This window comes from Kitasatospora sp. MAP5-34 (assembly GCF_029894335.1).
Classification (GTDB): domain Bacteria; phylum Actinomycetota; class Actinomycetes; order Streptomycetales; family Streptomycetaceae; genus Kitasatospora.
Genome location: NZ_JARXZC010000016.1, coordinates 30,900 through 50,265 on the forward strand (window position 1 = coordinate 30,900; position 19,366 = coordinate 50,265).

18 protein-coding genes are annotated in these 19,366 nt (G+C 69.8%); 15 read left to right on the top strand and 3 right to left on the bottom strand.

What is annotated here, in order from left to right; genetic code table 11:
- Positions 1-129 precede the first annotated feature (129 nt).
- The 4 genes from P3T29_RS15535 to P3T29_RS15550 are packed head-to-tail and all read left to right on the top strand — an operon-like array spanning position 130 to position 4,049.
- Entirely contained in the window at positions 130-747 is a 618-nt protein-coding gene (locus P3T29_RS15535) for a hypothetical protein (RefSeq protein ID WP_280717037.1), read from the top strand.
- A complete protein-coding gene (locus P3T29_RS15540; RefSeq protein ID WP_280717038.1) occupies positions 731-2,050 on the top strand; it encodes a hypothetical protein in 1,320 nt (439 codons plus the stop codon). Before P3T29_RS15535 ends, P3T29_RS15540 begins: the two co-directional genes overlap by 17 nt.
- On the top strand, positions 2,047-2,733 hold the full coding sequence (locus P3T29_RS15545) for an ABC transporter ATP-binding protein (RefSeq protein WP_280717039.1): 687 nt from the start codon (positions 2,047-2,049) through the stop codon (positions 2,731-2,733). Before P3T29_RS15540 ends, P3T29_RS15545 begins: the two co-directional genes overlap by 4 nt.
- Entirely contained in the window at positions 2,730-4,049 is a 1,320-nt protein-coding gene (locus P3T29_RS15550) for an ABC transporter permease (RefSeq protein WP_280717040.1), read from the top strand. Before P3T29_RS15545 ends, P3T29_RS15550 begins: the two co-directional genes overlap by 4 nt.
- A gap of 59 nt (positions 4,050-4,108) precedes the next feature.
- On the opposite strand, the gene P3T29_RS15555 is transcribed toward P3T29_RS15550, so the two are convergent.
- Entirely contained in the window at positions 4,109-5,194 is a 1,086-nt protein-coding gene (locus tag P3T29_RS15555; protein WP_280717041.1) for a glycosyltransferase family 2 protein, read from the bottom strand.
- Positions 5,195-5,413: 219 nt separating this feature from the next.
- Between P3T29_RS15555 and P3T29_RS15560 the strand changes: the two genes are divergently transcribed.
- The gene (locus tag P3T29_RS15560) at positions 5,414-5,911 is read left to right on the top strand and encodes a flavin reductase family protein (protein ID WP_280717042.1); all 498 of its coding nucleotides are present in this window, start codon (positions 5,414-5,416) and stop codon (positions 5,909-5,911) included.
- Positions 5,912-6,071: 160 nt separating this feature from the next.
- On the opposite strand, the gene P3T29_RS15565 is transcribed toward P3T29_RS15560, so the two are convergent.
- A complete protein-coding gene (locus tag P3T29_RS15565) occupies positions 6,072-6,974 on the bottom strand; it encodes a pyridoxamine 5'-phosphate oxidase family protein (RefSeq protein ID WP_280717043.1) in 903 nt (300 codons plus the stop codon).
- Positions 6,975-7,134: 160 nt separating this feature from the next.
- Positions 7,135-8,142 (bottom strand): type I glyceraldehyde-3-phosphate dehydrogenase, encoded by a 1,008-nt coding sequence (gene gap / locus P3T29_RS15570; protein WP_280717044.1) that lies wholly within the window; start codon positions 8,140-8,142, stop codon positions 7,135-7,137.
- 300 nt (positions 8,143-8,442) lie between these two features.
- On the opposite strand from gap, the gene P3T29_RS15575 reads away from it, so the two are divergent.
- From P3T29_RS15575 to P3T29_RS15620, 10 genes are all read left to right on the top strand, one after another.
- Positions 8,443-8,931 (top strand): helix-turn-helix transcriptional regulator, encoded by a 489-nt coding sequence (locus P3T29_RS15575; RefSeq protein ID WP_280717045.1) that lies wholly within the window; start codon positions 8,443-8,445, stop codon positions 8,929-8,931.
- A gap of 131 nt (positions 8,932-9,062) precedes the next feature.
- Positions 9,063-9,890, top strand: coding sequence for a class I SAM-dependent methyltransferase (locus tag P3T29_RS15580; RefSeq protein ID WP_280717046.1), 828 nt, complete (start codon positions 9,063-9,065; stop codon positions 9,888-9,890).
- Entirely contained in the window at positions 9,887-11,575 is a 1,689-nt protein-coding gene (locus tag P3T29_RS15585; protein ID WP_280717047.1) for an AMP-binding protein, read from the top strand. The genes P3T29_RS15580 and P3T29_RS15585 overlap by 4 nt, the downstream gene beginning before the upstream one ends.
- Before the next feature lie 331 nt (positions 11,576-11,906).
- Positions 11,907-13,520 (top strand): class I adenylate-forming enzyme family protein, encoded by a 1,614-nt coding sequence (locus P3T29_RS15590; RefSeq protein ID WP_280717048.1) that lies wholly within the window; start codon positions 11,907-11,909, stop codon positions 13,518-13,520.
- The gene (locus tag P3T29_RS15595) at positions 13,517-13,906 is read left to right on the top strand and encodes a hypothetical protein (RefSeq protein WP_280717049.1); all 390 of its coding nucleotides are present in this window, start codon (positions 13,517-13,519) and stop codon (positions 13,904-13,906) included. The genes P3T29_RS15590 and P3T29_RS15595 overlap by 4 nt, the downstream gene beginning before the upstream one ends.
- 212 nt (positions 13,907-14,118) lie before the next feature.
- Positions 14,119-14,409, top strand: a complete 291-nt coding sequence (locus P3T29_RS15600; protein WP_280717050.1) for a LysR family transcriptional regulator — start codon at positions 14,119-14,121, stop codon at positions 14,407-14,409.
- Between the two features lie 389 nt (positions 14,410-14,798).
- Positions 14,799-15,296, top strand: coding sequence for a flavin reductase family protein (locus P3T29_RS15605; protein ID WP_280717051.1), 498 nt, complete (start codon positions 14,799-14,801; stop codon positions 15,294-15,296).
- A gap of 120 nt (positions 15,297-15,416) precedes the next feature.
- Positions 15,417-16,955 carry an FAD/NAD(P)-binding protein gene (locus tag P3T29_RS15610; RefSeq protein ID WP_280717052.1) on the top strand — a complete coding sequence of 513 codons (1,539 nt, stop codon included), beginning with the start codon at positions 15,417-15,419 and terminating at the stop codon, positions 16,953-16,955.
- A gap of 55 nt (positions 16,956-17,010) precedes the next feature.
- Positions 17,011-17,811 carry a class II aldolase/adducin family protein gene (locus tag P3T29_RS15615; RefSeq protein WP_280717053.1) on the top strand — a complete coding sequence of 267 codons (801 nt, stop codon included), beginning with the start codon at positions 17,011-17,013 and terminating at the stop codon, positions 17,809-17,811.
- An 81-nt stretch (positions 17,812-17,892) separates the two neighbouring features.
- Entirely contained in the window at positions 17,893-19,278 is a 1,386-nt protein-coding gene (locus P3T29_RS15620; protein WP_280717054.1) for a 3-deoxy-7-phosphoheptulonate synthase class II, read from the top strand.
- Positions 19,279-19,366 lie beyond the last annotated feature (88 nt).

The window sequence follows — 19,366 nt, forward strand, 5'->3', positions numbered from 1 at the left end:
GAATCGAAAGACATCCTGACAGGTCCTTCATATCTGTTGGCGATCATCGCAGCCATGCCGAAGTCAACTGATGATCGTTCCCAGCGCCGCCCAGAGCGCCGTACAGAGCGCCGGACGCTGCGGACCGCCGTGCTTTCCGCTGCTCTGCTGGTCCCGCTGGCCGCGCTGACGGCGTGCGGTGCCGGCTCGGGCGCGCAGAGCAGCGGACAGGTCTCCGCCGTGGCCGCGCTGCCGAGCACCGCAGCTCCGAGCTCGCCCGCCGCAGGTGCGTCCCCCGCGACCGGCGCGGCCTCCGGTGCCCCGGACCCCGGGTCCACCGCCGACCGCCCCCAGGAGCGGCTGGACGACACGAACGCGCGCGACGCACAGCTCTGGGGCAGCTACTTCGCCTGCCTGGGTGCCAACGGAGTCCCCCTGACGGGCGGGATCTCCTACCCCGGACAGCCCTCGTACAAGCAGCCGGCCGCAGACGCCGTCATCCCCCAGGCCGCCAAGACGGCCTGCCTGCCCAAGATGCCAGTGGTACCGCCGCAGACGGACCCGAAGCAGAACCCGAACTTCAGCGCCGATTTCAGCGCCTGGGTCAACTGCATCAACAACAAGGGGTTGAAGGTCAAGGCCTATGGCACTGCGGGCAGCGGGAACAGCGGGTGGAGCTACGACGGGACGCCGACGATGCCCAAGGCACAGCAGGACCAGGTGATATCGGCCTGCAAGGTGGAGGCGTTCAATGGCAGCGGGCACTGACACCGGGAGCGCCGACATCGACGACGGCGCTGCCACCGAGCCACCCCCGCGTCGCACCCGGAAGCGGCGCGTGGCCGTGATCGTCGCCCTTGCCGTGACAGTCGGCATCGGAGCGGGCGCGGTGGGCCTGAGCAGCCGGGGAAAGCCGTCCGCAGTCGCGAGTAGCGCCGCGCAGGTGCGGACGATCGCCGTGGTCAGGACGGACCTGTCGAACACCCGGAGCATGAGCGGCACCCTGGGTTTCGGCACGCCGCAGACACTGACGGGTGCCAAGCAGGGCATCATCACCGCGCTGCCCGCCGCTGGAACCACCGTGACCAGGGGTCAGCAGCTGTACCGGGTGAACGACTTGCCGGTGCCGCTCTTCTACGGCGGAACGCCGCTGTTCCGATCCCTCGACAGGCCCGGCCTGGTGGGTCGGGACGTCGAGGTGGTCGCCAGCAACCTACAGGCCCTCGGCTACGACGTCGGGTCGCAGCCGAGAGCCGGAACCGTGATCACCCAGCCGGCGGCCGAGCAGGCGTTGGGCAGCACGAGCCCGTCCGGCGGGGCGAGCACAGCGCCGACCACGGGCGGCACAAGCGCGCCCAGCGGCGGGCCGACCGCTCCGAGCGCCGGCGGCGGCACGCCGGGGGCGCCGACCCGGATCACGGTGGAATCGGGCGACGGGGTTGTCACCAAGTCCCTGATCGCCGCGATCAAGCGTTGGCAGAAGGCCGTCGGCCTGCAGCCGACGGGAAGCCTCGGCATCGGCGACGTGGTGGTGCTGCCGGGCGAGATCCGGATCGGCACCCTGCAGACGCAGCTCGGCAGGCCGGGGACCGAGGCGCTGATGTCGGTCACGCCGACCGGCAAGGTGGTGACCGTGCCGGTGGATGCGGCGAATGTCGGCTCGATCAAGCAGGGCGACAAGGTGACCATCACCCTGCCCGACAACTCGGCGACACCGGGCACGGTCAGCGGCATCGGTACTGCCGTCCAAGGAAGCGCCGGAAGCGGTTCGGGTTCGGGTGGCGGGCCGAACAGCCCGCCCACGGTCACTGTGACCGTGGCCATCGACGACCCCTCGGCGGTGAAGAGCTTCGACTCGGCCACCGTCCAGGTGGCCTTCGTGTCGGGGACGGCGGCCGGGGTGCTGGCCGTTCCCGTCGCCGCGCTCCTCGCGCTCAGTGGCGGCGGCTACGCCGTGCAACTCCGGAGCGGCGGGCTGGTGGCGGTCCAGACCGGCATGTTCGCGATGGGCCTGGTGGCGATCACCGGCAACGGCATCGCGGAGGGTACCCAGGTGGTGACCACCTCATGACTCCGGTGCTTGTGGTGCGCGGGGCCGCGATGGCCTATCCGGGCGGAGTCCGGGCCCTGGACGACGTCTCGCTGACCATCGACGAGGGTGAACTGCTGGCCATCCTCGGACCGTCCGGCTCGGGAAAGTCCACCCTGCTCAACATCATGGGCACCTTGGACCGGCCGACCAGCGGCACGGTCGAGATAGGCGGCCACGACATCGCCCAGCTCTCCGACCGCCGGCTGTCCGCGCTGCGCGGACGCTGGCTGGGCTTCGTGTTCCAGCAGTTCCACCTCACGGACGGGCTCAGCGCTGCGGAGAACGTGGCCACCGGGCTGCTCTACGCCGGAGTGCCACGCCGCCGACGGGGTCCACTGGCGTTGGAAGCGCTGGGCCGGGTCGGTCTGGCGCACCGGGTCGGGCACCTGCCGCACCAGCTCTCCGGCGGCGAGCGGCAGCGGGTGGCGATCGCCCGGGCGTTGGTCAACGAGCCCGCCCTGGTGCTCGCGGACGAGCCGACCGGCGCCCTGGACACCGCCAACGGCAGAGCGGTCCTGGCTCTGCTGACCAAGCTGAACGACGAGGGAACCACCATCGCGATCATCACCCACGACCGAGGTATCGCAGAACTGATGCCACGTCAGATATCCATCCTGGACGGGCGCCTGGTGTCCGACAGCCGTACCGGGATCAGCGCATGAGCAGCGGCGGCTCCCACAACAGCGGCACCCACAACAGCGGCACCCACAGCGGCGGCTCCCACAAGGGCGACACCCACAGCAGGTCCGTCGGCGGGTCCGTCAGCAGGTCCGTGGCGAACCGGACCAAGCCGGTGCGGTTGGCCCCGGCCGACATTCTCGGACTCGGACTGCTGGGCATCCGCACCCGGAAGGCGCGGGCGGCGCTGTCGGCCCTGGGTATCTCCATCGGCATCGCCACGATGATCATCGTCATGGGCATTCCGGCGTCCAGTCAGAAGGCCCTGCTGGACCGGCTGTCGGCGCTGGGCACCAACATGCTGCAGGCCACGGCCGACCCCGGCCAGAACCCTCCGGTGGTCTTCCCGCCCGAATCGCCGGACATGGTCGCCCGGATCGGCCCGGTGACCATCGCCAGTGCGGTCGCCAACACCAACACCGTCGTCGCACGCTCCGACAAGGTCGACCCCGACAACGACACCGGCCTCGCCGTACTGGCAGGCAAGCTGAACCTGCTGCAGGCGATCAACGGCAAGGTGCGGTCGGGCCGCTTCCTCGACGCGGCCACCGAGCGGTTCCCCACCACGGTGCTGGGCTCGGCGGCCGCGTCCCGACTCGGCATCACCACGCTGCCGCCCGATCGGCCCGCCCCGCAGGTCTACATCGACAACCACTGGTTCACCGTCATCGGGATCCTCGCCCCGGTGCCGCTGGCTCCGGACATCGACCACTCGGTGCTGGTCGGCTGGGACGCCGCGAAGGCGCAGCTGGGCTTCAACGGCAACCCCACCGTGATCTACGTCCAAGCCCAGGAAGCACAGATCGAAGCGGTACGCGCGGTGATGCCCGCCACCATCGATCCGCAGCAGCCGGACCTGGTGCAGGTCAGCCGGCCCTCCGATGCGCTGGCCGCGAAAAGGGACACCCAGACCGCCTTCTCCGCGTTGTTCCTCGGCCTTGCGGGTGTGGCCCTGCTGGTCGGGGGTATCGGCGTGGCCAACACCATGGTCATCTCGGTGCTGGAGCGGCGCAAGGAGATCGGACTGCGCCGGGCACTGGGCGCCAACCGAGGGCAGATCCGTGGCCAGTTCCTCACCGAGTCGGTGGCGCTGTCCGGGCTCGGGGGAATCGCCGGCACCGTCATCGGTGCCCTCGTGACCTTCGGCTACGCCACCTACCAGGGCTGGCCGCTGGTCATCCCGCTCCAAGCGCTGCTCGGCGGCATCGGCGGGGCGGTCGTGGTCGGCGTGGTGGCGGGCGTCTACCCGTCGATCCGCGCCTCACGGCTCACCCCCACCGAGGCCCTGGCCTCGACCTGACTCGGGGGCGTGCTCCGGGGGCGTGCTCCAGTGGCGTGCTCCGGCTCCGGCGCCCGGTCCTACCGTCCGCGGGAGACGACGCCGCGCGCGAGACCAGCGAGGTTGGTCAGCTTGGCGGCTTCGAAGGCGCTGTACGTCCCGCCCGCGATCAGCTGGAACTTGACGCCTTCGCGGCCGTCGGGGCGCTCGTAGCCGTCGGGGAGAAAGCGGCGGTAGTGCTCGACGGCCTGTTGGAAGAACTGCGGGCGCTCGGTACGGGAGAGGCATCCGGAGAGGTTGAGGACGAAGAGGCAGTGACGGATCATCCGGGTGAAGAGGAAGGGGGCCGCCGCGTCCAGCCCGCCGTGCCCCTTGAGCAGGCCGAAGCTCTCCTCGTACCGGTTGAAGACGTCGAAGTGGGTGCCGCCGGGCGACCCTGCGGGGTGCTGGGTGAGCCGTCGGCTGATCTGGACGCACTCCCACTTCAGCACGGCGATCCGGTCGGCGCCGAGCAGGGCGCGGTGCACGACCGCGATTTCCTCGTGGAGACCGTCCGGGAAGGCGAGCGCCTGCCGGATCCACAGGTCGCGGCGGAGCAAGCGGTCCCAGGCGTAGGCGGGCACACCGAACAGCTCGGGATGGTCGATAGGGGTGAAGGGGTTCCGGCCCAGCAGGGACAGCACCCCCTCTGCGGTACCGGGCCAGGAGCGGCCGCGATGCAGGCGGGTGTGGCCGAAGAGGAGGATGTCCGGTTCGTCGGCGGTCTGTAGTCGGTCGGCCATGGCCTGGAGCGTTGCGCCCTTGACGATGTGGTCGCTGTCCAGGAAGAGCAGGTAGTCGCCGGTGGCGTGTTCGGCTCCCGCGTTGCGGACCTGGCCGATACCGACGGAGCCGTCCAGCTGCACGACGGACACCCGTCCATCGCGCTGGGCGTAGGCGTCGACCAGGTCGGCGGGACATTCTGCGGAGCGATCCAGGACCACGATGACCTCCACATCCCGGAAGGACTGGGTCAGGATCGATTTCAGGCAGTTCTCGAGGGACCCTTGAAGGTCGTGGGCGGCCACAATGACACTGATCAGCGGGGAGGGAAGCACGGTGCCCGAAGGTAGGGTGGTGGCCCGCGTCCCGGCAAGGGCCACCGGGCGCTCCGGCCACATCACCATGCAAAAAGCCGTACCCCCTCACGCCGTCTTCGCGAGTTGGACGCACGGCTGGGGAACGACGGCTGTCGCCACGCACCCGCTTCGCCGCCGGTGTGCGCGGACCCGTCAGAGGTCGTGCGCGGCGGCGCAACTGTGTGCGAAGGGATTTGCCTAGCGTTGGTAGTGGCGAATCAGGGGTGCCACCGGAGTACGCCCGCCCTCGACCACAGGAGGCCGTACATGAGCCAGGATCTGCGCACAGTCATGCGGCACTTCGCCACCGGGGTCTGCGTGGTCAGCACGTTCTCGGACCGCTCCGGGACCCGTCAGCACGACGCCGTCACGGTCAACTCGCTCACCTCGGTCTCGCTCGATCCGGCCCTCATATCGCTCTGCTTCCGGCTCGACTCGCGCTTCCTCAAGGATCTGCGGGAGTCCCGGGTCTGGGGTGTCTCGATCCTCTGCGGCGAGTCCGAGGCGGAGGCCAGGGCCTTCGCCCGGGACGCGGAGTCCCGGCGGGTCGCCCTGGACGAGACGCCGCACAGCCTGGGCGAACAGACCGGCGTGGTGCTGCTCGAGGCGGCCGGCTGGATGGAGTGCACCTTCCGCGACGAACTCGTCATCGGCGACCACGTGATGGTCATCGGCGAGGTGGTCCGACTCGGCTCGCGCGACTCCCGTGGGCCGCTCATCTTCCTGCAGGGCGGGTTCCACACGCTGGAGCTCGAAACTGCCTGACGATTCGTCAGGAAGCGGCTCCAGTACGCGCGACAGGCCGCCGAGCCGACCGGACACCGGGCAGCTCGGCGGCCTGTCGTCTGCGTGCGAGTCGTCCAGGCGCTGGGAGCCGGCGTCCGGAGAGCGAGCCCGGCGTCGCCGAACTCGCTCTCCGCACAGGTCAGTTGGTCGGGTTGAACGGTGAGGGCGCGTGGAAGCGCCAGCGCAGCGGGGTGAAGTTGTCCACCTGGATGATTCGCTCGACGTCGAACTCGACCATGCGCAGCGCTCCCGGGACGACCTTCGCGCGGTCCTGGTCCCAGTCGATCCGGGCCTTGCCGGTGACGTGCAGGGCGTGGCCCCGCTCCCAGTCGAGGAAGGTCAGCCCGCAGGCCGGGTCCAACTGCAGGTTGCCGAGGGTCATGTAGAAGGAGTTGCCGAAGTAGTCCGGCCAGGCGAGCCTGTTCGGCGATACGACCTGGACGAAGCCGGGTTCGCCGCCCCGGTGCGAGGCGTCCGCGCCCTGTTCGGGCGCCCGGCTCGCGATGAAGAAGGTGTCGGCCTCGGTGATCCAGCGCTGCTGGGCCTCGTCGAGCTCGGTGGAGTGGTGGGCGACGGGCGCGGTGAGCTCGGTGTCGTCCGGGCGCAGTGCGCGCTGCTGCAGGTACTTGGGGCAGTTGCCGAGCACCTGCTCGGTGACGACCACCAGGCGGTCGCCGTCCCGCTTGGCCACGCCGTTGATCCGGACGCGCCGGCTGCTCTGCGGCTCGATGACCAGGATCCCGATGTCGCGGACGCGGTCGAAGACCCCGTCGAGCGGGTCGCCCGGTACGGGCACCGCGTTGATGGACATGGTGGTCTCGTTCAACGTCTGCACGAAGCCGCGCGGCCCGGTGACCACTGTCGACCAGGCGGCTCCGTCGTCGTCCACCGCGCCGATCACCAGCATCCGCTGCCGCTGCATGAACTGGTCGAAGCCGGGCGGGATTTCGGCGCTGAACATGGGGGAGCCCCAGCCGGCCCGGCCTTCTCCGGCCCGTTGCTGGACGGCCCGCTCGCCCGGGTGGTTCGCTGTCCTGACCATTGGTCAGCCCCTTTCCTGTGAAGTGGTCCCGGCCGGGTGCCGGCCCGGTGCGTCGGGTGCGTGTATGTCGGGTGCGTGTGTGTCGGGTGCGTCGAAAAGGGGCCGGACTCGGGATTCCCCGAACCCGGCCCCGCTGGTCGCGCTGGTTCGGACCCGCAGGTCAGGCGCTCGCGCCGATCAGCAGCACGGTGTCGACCACGCGGTTGGAGAAGCCCCATTCATTGTCGTACCAGCCGACGATCTTCACCTGGCGACCGCCGACGACCTTCGTCAGGCCCGAGTCGAAGATGCAGGAGGACGGGTCGGTGACGATGTCGCTGGAGACGATCGGCTCGTCGGTGTAGCGCAGGATGCCGGACAGCGGGCCTTCGGCGGCCGCCGCGAACAGTGCGTTGACCTCCTCGACCGTGGTGTCCCGGCCGACCACGACGGTCAGGTCGGTGGCCGAGCCGACGGTGACGGGCACCCGCAGTGCGTAGCCGTCCAGCTTGCCGTTGAGCGAGGGGAGCACCTGGCCGATGGCCTTGGCCGCACCCGTGCTGGTCGGCACGATGTTGTCGGCGGCGGCGCGGGCCCGCCGGAGGTCCTTGTGCGGGCCGTCCTGGAGGTTCTGGTCCTGGGTGTAGGCGTGCACCGTGGTCATCAGGCCGCCCTCGATGCCCAGTGCGTCGTCCAGCACCTTGGCCAGCGGAGCAAGGCAGTTGGTGGTGCAGGAGGCGTTGGAGACGATGTTGTGCAGCGCGGCGTCGTAGGCCTCGTGGTTGACGCCGTAGGCGATGGTCAGGTCCTGGTTGGTGGCCGGGGCCGAGATGATCACCTTGCGGGCGCCGGCCACCAGGTGGGCCTTGGCCCTCTCCGCGTCGGTGAAGACGCCGGTGGACTCGATGACGACGTCCACGCCCAGTTCGCCCCACGGCAGGTTGGCCGGGTCGCGCTCGGCGGTGACGCGGATGGAGCGCCCGTCCACCACGATCTCGTTCTCGCCCGCGCTCACCGGCACGCCGATCTTGCCCAGAGTGCTGTCGTACTTCAGCAGGTGCGCCAGGGTGGCCGGGTCGGTCAGGTCGTTGATGCCCACTACTTCGAGGTCTGCGTTCTGCTCAAGTGCGGCGCGGAAGAAGCTGCGGCCGATCCGGCCGAACCCGTTGATGCCTACCTTGATTGCCACGACTTGGCCCCTTCTGGCTGGTCGCGCCGAAGCACGCGCAGCGGCCTTGGTCCGCGCGTCCGGCACAGATCGTTACGCCGCCGAAGGTAACTCGCGGATCCGGGGCCCGATTGTCATTCCGCGCACGGGTTCCGGGTGGCTCGGTCCGGTGTGTCGGCGCGGTTCGGGTCGGTGTGCTGTCAGAGGTACTGCCGATTCCCCATAGCAAACCGCCAAGCTGGTATGTTTTGATATAAGGGAGCTGCCAGACACAGGCCGATCGGTGTCCTCGGGTGGCCATGACGCCTCCGCGAGGGAGACATGGAGCTTCTGCGCACCGAGTCAGGACCGGGCCGCCGGGCCGCCGACCTGGTCGAACGGGCCTGTGTCGACTGCCTGCACCGCGAGCGGAGCCGTCCCGCCGCCGGGGCGCAGTCGTCAACCGCGTACTCACAAGTCGCCGGGCAGGAACTGCTGTTACGGATCCAGAGCTTCGCCCGCAGCCGCCTCGCCGACCCGGAGCTGGGGCCCGGGATGCTGGCCCGCCACCACCACATCTCACTGCGCTACCTGCAGAAGCTCTTCAAAGATCACGGGCAGAGCCCGGCCGGCTGGATCCGCAACGAGCGGCTCAGCCGCTGCCGAGCCGAACTCCGTGATCCACGGCTCGCCCATCTCTCCGTAGCCGTGATCGGGGACCGCTCGGGCCTGTACGGCGCCTCCCACTTCAGCCGCCTCTTCCGGAAGCGCTACGGCGTCGCCCCGGGGGAGTACCGCCGCCACCAGCCCGGCCTCCGGACCGCCGCGTGAGACCCGCCGGACGCCGGACCCGCCGGACGCCGGACCACCCGGACGTCAGCGCATGAGCAGGGCCACTGACCAATGCCAATGACTGATGTCGACAACTCATGCCAACGACTCAACCAATGAAGGGTTCTGTCTTGTCCAGCTTCGAGTTCCCAGGCGAGTACTACGAGGTGATCCGAAAGGATCTCCGTGATGTCACCGCAGAGACCGACTTCCTGGCCTCGTATCTGCCACCCGGCGGCCGGGTCCTCGACATCGGGAGCGGCACCGGTACCAACCTCCGCGCACTGGCCGCTCTCGGTCACCCCGGAGTGGGCATCGACCAGAGCGCCAGCTTCACCGAGTTCGCCCGTGAGGCTGCCAAAGCCGCCGCCGCAGCCGGAGCTGCCGGAGCTGCCGGAGCCGAGGCTGCGGAGGTCGAGTACGTCCACACCCGCACCGCCGACTTCACCATCGACCAGCGGTTCGACCTGGCCTACAGCCTGTTCAGCACGCTCAACCAGCTGACCAGGGACGAGCTGAAGCAGCTGTTCGCCGACCTGCACGGCTGGTTGGCGCCGGGGGGTCACGTGGTGATCGACATAGGTCACCTGCTCAACTTCGTCGACGGCTACCAGCCGAACATCATCGCCCACCACCAGGGCGACGGCCTGCTGGTGACCCGGCTCGCCCGGCAGTCCGTCAACCCGCACGCGGCGATCTGGCGGAACGAGGAGACCGTGATCGTCCGGGGTGCCGACGGGCAGGTCTCGATGTACGCCAACTTCTTCGACCAGGCCGTGCTGACCTCGCCCGAGGTGCGGGATCTGCTGGCCGCCGCCGGGTTCGAGGTGGTCGCCGAGTACGGCGGCTTCCGGAAGGAGCCGGGCCCGCGAGTCGGCCGTGGCCCGCTGCTGTTCGTCGCCCGCGCCACCACTGCCACCACCACCCGCACCGCCGGCACCGAGGCGGTGGCGGCATGAGCGTCATCACCGCCGACACCGCGCTGCTCTCGTTCCTCGACGGCGGCCCGCTCCCCGAGCTGCCCGTGGACACCCTGGGCGAGGCCCTGGTCCGGGCCGCCGGCCTGCCGGACGCCGGGCTGATCCACTTCGTCCAGCCGGACGGCAGCGCCGTCGACTCCTCCTACCCGGAGCTGCTGGCGGACGCCCTGCGCATCCTGACCGGCCTGCGGGTCGGTGGCGCCCGGGCTGGTGACAAGCTGATGCTGCAGATCCGTTCGGAGCCCGACCTGCTGGGCGCCTTCTGGGCCGCCGTACTGGGCGGGATGATCCCGATCACGCTGGCGCCCGGGCCGGTCGGCGACATGTCGGCTGCGGCCGAACTGATCGAGCGGGTCTGGGGCGGGTACGACAAGCCCTGGGTGGTGGTCGGGGACGACGGGCCGGAGCCGTCCGAGGAGCTGGCCGCGTCCGGGGCCTGGTTGGGCCGGGTCGGCGGGCTGCGGGAGAACGCGCCGGCCGAGGAGCTGCACCAGGCCCGGGCGGAGGACCTCGCGGTCCTGCTGCTGACCTCCGGCAGCACCGGGGTCCCCAAGGCCGTGGCGCTGACCCACCGCAACATCATCGCCCGCTCCACCGCCACCGCCGTGGTGCGCGGGCTCGGCCGCGACAGCCGTACGTTCAACTGGATGCCGCTGGACCACATCGGCGGGCTGGTGATGTTCCACGCCCGTGACGTGCTGCTCGGCTGCACCCAGGTGCACGCCCGCCTCCCCTGGATCCTGGCGGACCCGACCCGCTGGTTCGACCAGATCTCCAAGCACCGCGCGGACACCACCTGGGCGCCGAACTTCGCGTTCCGCCTGGTCAACGACCGGGCTGCGGAGATCGAGGGGCGGGACTGGGACCTCAGCCGGCTGCGGTACATCATGAACGGCGGCGAGTCCGTCAAGGCTTCGGTCATCCGCCAGTTCCTGGAGCTGCTGGCTCCGTTCGGGCTGCCGCGCACCTGCATGCACCCCGGCTGGGGGATGTCCGAGACCTCGGCGGGCGTGGTCGACTCCGTCTTCGACCCGGACAGCACGGGCGACGAGCGCTTCGTCCAGGTGGGCCGCCCGCACCCGGGCGTCGCCGTCCGGGTGGTCGACGAGCACGACCAGCTGCTGCCGGTCGGTACGGTCGGCCGGCTCCAGGTCGGCGGGGCGCCGGTGACCTCGGGCTACTACGCCAACGCGAAGGTCAACGCGGAGTGCTTCACGGACGACGGCTGGTTCCGTTCGGGTGACCTCGCGGTCATCGAGGACGGCGCGCTGACGGTCACCGGCCGGGTGGACGACCTCATCGTGATCAATGGTGCCGAGTACCACGGCCACGAGATCGAGGCCCTGGTCGAGGAACTCGACTTCGTCGAGCCCTCGTACACCGTGGTCTCACCAGTGACGGTCCGTCAGGACGCCGATGGGCGGCCGGTCGAGGAGCTCGCGGTCTTCTTCCACCCGCGCGGCGGTCTCGAGCCGGCGGCCGTCGAGCGGCAGATCCGGGAGCTGGTCTCGGCGCGGTTCGGGCTGGAGATCGGGCGGCTGGTGACGCTGGCCAAGGAGGACGTGCCGAAGACCGGCATCGGCAAGCTCCGGCGGGCGCAGCTGCGGCAGGGCTTCGAGGCCGAGACCGCGCGGCAGGAGTTCGACGCCGAGGCGGCACGGTAGGAAGCAGTGCAGTAGGAGGCGGCGCGGCAGGAGTCGGTGCAGCGCGATGGCAGGCAGCACTCAGCTCTGCAGAGGGCCCCTCGGGGGGAGCGACTCCCGCCGAGGGGCCCTGCGGGTGGGTGCGGGAATCCCATTGTCACCAACATGCCAACTCCCTTTTGTTGCAATGCAGTTGGCATATTCCCAGCTGGGGGCGCTCCGCCTGGAACAGGCGATCGATCTTTCCGATAAACTATTGCATACCGTCTAGTTGGTATGTTTTTATCGTACTGGCTCCTCCCAGGAGGGGCCACTGCAGCTTCCGCATCCTGGGGGACCACGGAGAAGCCACATGATCAAGCTCGATGACATCCGCCGCCACGCGGCCAACCGACCGGAGCAGATCGCCGTGGTGGACGGCGCCTCCCGGTTGACCTGGGGCCAGTTCGCGGATCATGTAGACCGGATGGCTGCCGGGCTCTCGGCCCAGCTGCCGCCCACCCGCCCCGCCCGCGCGGTCCATCTCGCGGACAACCGGTGGGAGCTTGCGGTGGCGATGGCCGCCTGCGCCACACTCGGCATCTCCTGCACGGGACTTGACACCGAGGCCGGGGCCGAGGAGCTGACCGGTCTCCTCACCCAGCTCCAGCCGACGGTGGTCTTCGTCTCCACGGAGCACCGCCCGGTCCTCGACCGGTGCGTCTGGCCGACCGGGCCGGAGGCGCTGCACGTCCTGCTCGACGGCGCCAAGGCCGGGGCCGTCGCCCGGGTGGCCGGGGTCGGCTCGCGTTCGGTCTCCTTCGGTACGCTGCTGGCCACCGAGCCGCTCCCGAGCCTGCCGGCCGCGCTGCCGTACGAGTCCCTCACGGTCATCCCGGGCGAGGGCGGCAACCCTCGGGTCGCGGTCCGCCGCAGCGCGGTGGAGGGGCGTCATCTGGTCGATCTGGTCGACGAGTTCGGCTTCGACGGCTCGGACGTCCACCTGACGGCCGCGCCGCTCGCCCAGCCGACCGCCCGTGGGCTGGCCCGGACCTTCCTCAGCCTCGGCGGCACGCTGGTCCTGGGCCGGTACCGCGACCCCGCCGCGCTGGCCGCCCTGATCGCCGAGGAGCGCGTCACCACTGCGGTGATCGACCCGGTGGCACTCGTCCGGCTGCTGTCCCACCCGGGCTCCGAGACGCTGGCCAAGAGCGCGCAGCTGCGCTGCGTGATCGCGCTCGGGCGGCACCTCAACCGCTGGGTCGTCAACACGGCCTGGGAGCAGCTCGGCCCGGTGCTCCACCTCGCATACTCCACGCCGGAGACCGGCCTGAACGCCATCATGGGCCCCGACGAACTGCACGTCGCGCCGATCCGCTCGGGCCGGATGATGCTCGGCAGCAGCCTCGTCGTCCTCGACCCGGACGGCCTGCCGCTGCCCGCCGGTGAGAACGGCAGGGTCGCCATCGCCGGCTACCAGGTGATGGACGGGTATCTCGACGGCGAGGCCGCCTTCACCACGCTCGACGTCGGCCAGGGTCCGCAGCGGTTCTTCGTCACCGGCGAGCGTGGCCAACTAGACGCCCAGGGCAGGCTGGTGGTCACCAGCCGCAGCGCAGAGGTCCCGACCGTCTCCCGGAACGGGGCGGTGGACACCGAGATCTTCCGGCTGGAGGCCGACCTGCTGAACCTGCCGTGCCTTCGCGACACGGCGGTGATGCGGGTGGACGTCCCCGGGCTCGGGGACTCGCTGGTCGTCCCGTTCATCGCGGTGGCGGTGGGCCGTGAGGTGACCGGCTACAAGACGTTGACGGCGGCCTGCAACCGGCGGATCCCCTCGCTGCCGGCGCACGTGATCGCCGTCGACCACATCCCGTACAGCCCGACGGGCACGATCAAGACCGATGAGCTGCTCGACTCGGTGCTGCCCATCATCAAGCTGAATCTTCAACTGGAGCACACGATGCAACAGGAGATGTCCGCATGATCGAGTACTCCCCGGTCCAGTTCGCCGAGTTCGGTGATCTGGACGTGCCGGACGTGGCGTTCGACGAGGGTTTCTTCGCTCTGGAGCTGGAGCTTCTGGAGCTGCCCTGCATCCGCGAGGTGGCCCTGGTCCACACCGAACTCCCGGATCTCGGGGAGACCCTGTTGGTCGCCTTCGTCCCGCTCTCGCCGGAACAGGAGGGCTCCGGCCGCCGGGCCGCCAACGCCGCCTGCGCCCGCCGGCTGCCCGGGGTCTTCGCGCACGCGGTCGCGACCAGCGACATCCCGCGCTCCGCCGACGGTGAGGTCCGGGCCTCGGTCCTGGTCGACCGGCTGTTGCCGCAGATCGCCCGGGACCTGACATCCCCGGTCGAGATGTCCGACTGACCGGCGATCCCGCCCGCCGCACCGCACCCATCTCCACCCTCTTGACCAACCCCCTTGGCCTGCAGTCGTGTTCGCCCCACAGGGCACGACTGCAGGCCGCTTTTGGTTTACTCCACGGACTCCTTCGAGGGGTGCCAAACAGGTATTTAAAAAACCAACCATGCGGTACTTTTGATGGCACGGCCGTCCCGGCCGAAGGAAGGAGCCATGCCGTGCAGCTGCGAGAACTGCGTGCGTTCTGCGAGGTAGTGGCAGAGATGAGCTTCACCAGGGCGGCGCGGAACCTTCACTACGCCCAGTCCAGTGTCACGGCGCAGATCAGGAGCCTCGAGGACGACCTGGGGGTGCCGTTGTTCGACCGAGGTGGCCGGCGGATCGTCCTCACGAAGGCCGGGCTGTCCCTGCTGCCGTACGCCGAGCAGATGCTCCGGATCGCCGACGCGGCCTACGCCGAGGTGGCCGCCACGGCGGCCCGGCAACCCGCTCGCCGCTCCGCCGCCTGAGAGTCGCGGCTCCGGGCGGGGGTTCGCCCGGGCCGCCGAGGGCGCGGCACCCGATCAACTCGATCGGGTGCCGCGCCCTCGGCGTTACCACCCTGCGGACCCCCGATTCGCTTTCCCGCATTTGTCATTACGTTCCCGCCGCAGCATTCTAAGTCAGGTCGCCGAAGCCGTTCCCGGACATTTCGCAGAACTGTGCACCGAGAATGTCAGGAATGCCAGTCCGGCCCCCGGTTCTGTCATGTCCACCAAGGCCGGCCAGGGTCGTGTATCGGCAATTCCCCGTGCGCAGCCCAGCAAATCGAAGACCAGGCCGGTCCGTAACCTCGCTTGTATCGAACTAACGTCCCTAGCGACTGTCGAATACCCGACCGCTGCCAGAGAGGCTGGGCATGAAGAACGACCTGCGTGATGTCATGCGCAATTTCGCCACCGGGGTCTGCGTCATCAGCACCTACTCGGACCGGTCCACCGCCCGCCGACACGACGCCATCACTGCCAACTCGCTCACGTCGGTCTCCCTGGAGCCGCCGCTCGTCTCGATCAGCCTGCGCAGCGACTCGGGTTTTCTGGCCGACCTGATGGAGTCCGAGGTCTGGGGCATCTCCATCCTGGACTCGGACTCGGAGGATGTCGCCCGGAGCTTCTCCCGCCCCCGCGAGGACCGGGAGGAGGCGCTGCGCGAGCTGCCCGTGGAGGTGGGGGAGCAGACCGGCGTGCTGCTGCTCGACGCGCCGGGCCGGATGGAGTGCCGGTTCCGCGACTACGTGGTGGCCGGCGATCACATCATGGTCATCGGCGAGGTCGTCGGGCTCGGCGTACGTGACGGTCGTTCCCCGCTCATCTTCCTGCAGGGTGGGTTCCACCGGTTCGAAGAGGCACAGGTGTGACCAGGCCGGACCGAACCGCAGCGGTGCCGTTCCGGGCATTCCTGGTATTCCTGGTATCCCTGGCATTCCTGGCACCGAATTCCGCACACTGCCTTCCATACATTGACAGGTGACTGATTCATGTCCCGTGGATTCTCGATCGGAGTCGTCGGAGGCGGTGCGTCTGCAGTCTGCCTGATCGACGCGTTGGCCCGCGCGCAGGGCGAACCTGGCAGCATCACCGTGTTCGAGCCGTCCGCCAATCTCTGGCGTGGCCGCGCATACCAGACGGACACCGAAACCCTGAAGGTCAACGCGACGCCCGACGACATGTCGGTGCGCGCGGGGGACCATGCCCACTTCGAGCGCTGGCTCGAGACCAGAGACCGCATCGTCGGCGTCCGGGACGGAGTCGACCGCTGGTCCGGTGCCAGGTTCGCGCCCCGCACCGTCTACGGCGAGTACCTGGAGCAGAGCGCCTACTCGGCCCTCGGCGATCTGCGCCGGCAGGGCTGGCAGGTCCACCTGGTCGGCGAGGGAGTCAACTCGGCCACCAGGCTGACCGACCGGGTGCTGCTGCGGACGGGGGCCGGCCGGGCCCGCGCCTTCGACTACGTCGTGCTCTGCGTGGGCGGCGACAGCCCCAAGGACGTCTACGGGCTCACCGGCGCGCCCGGTTTCGTCGGCGACCCCTACCCCATCACCGACAAGCTCCGCACGATCGAGAAGCAGGACCACGTCGCCATCATCGGCAGCGGGCTGACGGCCGTCGACATCATCCTGTCGCTGGCGGCACAGGGACACCTGGGCAAGATCAGCCTGCTCTCCCGGCGCGGTGTGCTGCCCGGAGTCCGGCAGAAGCCGGTGCCCTTCGAACTGCGCCACTTCACCGCTGAGCGGATCAAGTCGATCGCCGAACAGCGCCGCGAACTCACCATCGACGACATCAGCGCGGTGCTGCGGGCCGAGTTCCGGGACTCCGGGGCCGATCTCGACGCGGTGGTCTCCGAGATCATCCGGGTCGACCTGGAGGACCCGCTCGACCGGCTCCGCCGGCAGATCGACGAGGTCGACTCGCCGCACATGGGCCTGCGCATCCTGCAGCGCGCCGTCCCGGAGACCGGTCCGGACGTCTGGCCAGTGCTCCGCGAGGAGGAGAAGGTCCAGGTCCTCCGTACGCACTACCGCACCATCATGAGCCTCTGCTGCCCGATGCCGCCGGGCAGCGCGGGTGTCCTGCTCGAACTGGTCGAGGACAGCCAACTGGCGATCCACCCCGGCCTCCAGGACATCTCGCCCGGGGAGAAGGGCGGTTTCGAGGTGCTCACCGCGATGGGTGAGACCTTCGTCGCCGACAAGGTGATCAGCGCGGTGAACGCCTCGGAGGGGAAGATCCCCACCAGCGCGCTGCCCCTGGTGACCACCCTGATGCGCAGCGGCGCGGCCAGCCGGCACCCGCACGGCGGGCTGCACCTGGCCAGGGCGACCAGCCGGCTGACGGTCAACGGCCGTCCGGACCCGCGTCTCTACGGCCTGGGCAACATCGCCGCCGGGTCGCTCTTCTTCACCTTCGGGGTGCCTTCCCTGGTCGACCGCAGCGTGGACATCGTCACGTCGATCCTGGAGCACGCCGAGACCGTCATCTCGGCCCGCGCCGAAGCCGTACCGGTCGGCGTCTGAGTCGGACGCTCCTCGCGCCACCGCCACCCGTCGCACGTTCAGGAAGGAATCCCACATGACCACCGCCGAAGCCGAGTTCCTGGCGGACACCGCCACCGGTCTGCCGATCCCGGGCGAGCCGGTGTTCGCCACGGCTGCGGAGACCCGTCGGCACCGCAAGCAGCGCCTGGCCGCCGCGCTCCGCCTGTTCGGCAAGTACGGCTTCGGGGAGGGCATTTCCGGTCACATCTCGGTGCGCGACCCCGAGTTCCCGGACCGCTTCTGGGTCAACCCGTTCGGCGTCTCGTTCAAGCACGTCAAGGTGGCCGACCTGATCTGCGTGGACTCCACCGGCCGGGTCGTCGACGGCAAGCACCGGATCAACCCGAGCGCCTTCGTCATCCACTCCGCGATCCACGACCTCAACCCCGGCGCCACCGCCGCCGCTCACGGCCACACCGCGCACTCCCGGGCGCTCGGTTCGCTCGGCCGGCTGCTCGAGCCGATCGACCAGGAGTCCGCCGCGTTCTACGGGCGCCAGGTGCTCTACGGGGAGTACGAAGGCCCCTCGGTCTCGGTGGAGCTGGGCCGGGACATCGCCGCGAAGCTCGGCGACAACCGCGCGATCCTGTTGCAGCACCACGGCCTGATCACGGTGGGCGGCTCCCTGGACGAGGCGGTGCACTGGTTCTTCACCTACGAGAGCTGCGCGCAGGTCCAGCTGCTCGCGTACGCGGCGGGCACGCCGAGGACCTTCACGCACGAGCAGGCCCTCGCGGCCGGCGCCGGTTTCGGTGACGAGCAACTGGGCTGGTTCAGCTTCCAGTTGCTCTGGGACGAGATCGTCGCCGAGCAGCCCGACCTGCTCGAGGAGTAGTCCGCCCCGCCGCTGCTCCGCCCCGGCACAGGTACACCTCCCAGGCTCCCAACAGCCGAACGGATCGAGGCACAGCCCATCATGAATGTTGATCAGACTCCTGCGGCGGCGGACTCCTGGCGACGCCTGCCCGCCGCGCAACAGCCCGCATGGCCCGACCCGGACGCGCTCCGGGCCGTGACCGACGAGATCGAGAGCTACCCGCCGCTGGTCTTCGCCGGCGAGTGCGACGAACTCCGGGACCAGCTGGCTGCGGTGGCCCGGGGCGAGGCGTTCGTCCTGCAGGGCGGCGACTGCGCCGAGACCTTCGACGGCGTCACGGCGGACCAGGTGCGCGACAAGATCAAGACCCTGCTGCAGATGTCGGCCGTGCTGACCTACGCCACCGGGGTCCCGGTGGTGAAGGTCGGCCGGATCGCCGGGCAGTACTCCAAGCCGCGCTCGCAGCCCACCGAGATCCGGGACGGCGTCGAACTCCCCACCTATCGCGGGGATTCGGTCAACGGTCTGGCGTTCACGCCGGAGGCCCGGCGGCCCGATCCGGAGCGGCTCAAGCGGATGTACCACTCCTCCTCCGCGACGCTCAACCTGATCCGGGCCTTCGCCACCGGCGGCTACGCCGACCTGCGCCAAGTCCACGAGTGGAACCGGGACTTCGTGGCCGGTTCGCCGATCGGCGAGCGGTACGAGCGGCTCGCCCGGGACATCGACGACGCGCTGTCCTTCCTGGAGGCGTGCGGAGCGGACCCGAAGCAGTTCCACTCCTCCGCCATCTTCGCCAGCCACGAGGCGCTGCTGTTGGACTACGAGGCCGCCCTCACCCGTACCGACCTGCGCACGGGCAGCCCGTACGCGGTCTCCGGCCACCTGCTCTGGATCGGCGAGCGGACCCGCCAACTGGACGGCGCACACGTCGAGTACGCCTCGAAGGTGCGCAACCCGATCGCCGTCAAGCTGGGCCCGACCACCACCCCGGACGACGTCCTGGCGCTGATCGACCGGCTGGACCCGGACCGTGAGCCCGGCCGGCTCTCCTTCATCACCCGGATGGGCAAGGACCGCATCCTCGACGTGCTGCCGGAGCTGGTGGAGAAGGTCACCGCCGCCGGAGCCCAGGTGGCGTGGATCTGCGACCCGATGCACGGGAACACCTTCTCGGCGCCCAGCGGCCACAAAACCCGGCACTTCGACGACGTACTGGCCGAGGTCCGGGGCTTCTTCGACGTGCACCACGCCCTCGGGACGCACCCGGGCGGCATCCACATCGAGCTGACGGGCGACAACGTCACCGAGTGCGTCGGCGGTGGGGACGAGGTGCTGGTCGGCGACCTGCACCGGCGCTACGAGACCGCCTGCGACCCCCGGTTGAACCGCTTCCAGTCGCTCGACCTGGCCTTCCAGGTCGCCGAGCTGTACCGGGAACGGCCGTTGACGAGCGGCTTCGCGCGCCAGCCCGTGGCCGCCTGAGCCTCGAATCGCCCGACCTTCGCACCACCCGATGTCCGCACGACCCGATGCACGACCGATGCACGCCCCGATGCTCTGTGGCAGACGC

Coding starts and splice junctions, on each gene's coding strand:
- P3T29_RS15615 (WP_280717053.1), top strand. CDS start 17,011: ATGACCACCGCCGAAGCCGAGTTCCTGGCGGACACCGCCACCGGTCTG.
- P3T29_RS15555 (WP_280717041.1), bottom strand. CDS start 5,194: ATGGTGATGTGGCCGGAGCGCCCGGTGGCCCTTGCCGGGACGCGGGCC.
- P3T29_RS15540 (WP_280717038.1), top strand. CDS start 731: ATGGCAGCGGGCACTGACACCGGGAGCGCCGACATCGACGACGGCGCT.
- P3T29_RS15620 (WP_280717054.1), top strand. CDS start 17,893: ATGAATGTTGATCAGACTCCTGCGGCGGCGGACTCCTGGCGACGCCTG.
- P3T29_RS15595 (WP_280717049.1), top strand. CDS start 13,517: ATGATCGAGTACTCCCCGGTCCAGTTCGCCGAGTTCGGTGATCTGGAC.
- P3T29_RS15545 (WP_280717039.1), top strand. CDS start 2,047: ATGACTCCGGTGCTTGTGGTGCGCGGGGCCGCGATGGCCTATCCGGGC.
- P3T29_RS15550 (WP_280717040.1), top strand. CDS start 2,730: ATGAGCAGCGGCGGCTCCCACAACAGCGGCACCCACAACAGCGGCACC.
- P3T29_RS15585 (WP_280717047.1), top strand. CDS start 9,887: ATGAGCGTCATCACCGCCGACACCGCGCTGCTCTCGTTCCTCGACGGC.
- P3T29_RS15560 (WP_280717042.1), top strand. CDS start 5,414: ATGAGCCAGGATCTGCGCACAGTCATGCGGCACTTCGCCACCGGGGTC.
- P3T29_RS15575 (WP_280717045.1), top strand. CDS start 8,443: ATGGAGCTTCTGCGCACCGAGTCAGGACCGGGCCGCCGGGCCGCCGAC.
- P3T29_RS15590 (WP_280717048.1), top strand. CDS start 11,907: ATGATCAAGCTCGATGACATCCGCCGCCACGCGGCCAACCGACCGGAG.
- P3T29_RS15565 (WP_280717043.1), bottom strand. CDS start 6,974: ATGGTCAGGACAGCGAACCACCCGGGCGAGCGGGCCGTCCAGCAACGG.
- P3T29_RS15605 (WP_280717051.1), top strand. CDS start 14,799: ATGAAGAACGACCTGCGTGATGTCATGCGCAATTTCGCCACCGGGGTC.
- P3T29_RS15610 (WP_280717052.1), top strand. CDS start 15,417: ATGTCCCGTGGATTCTCGATCGGAGTCGTCGGAGGCGGTGCGTCTGCA.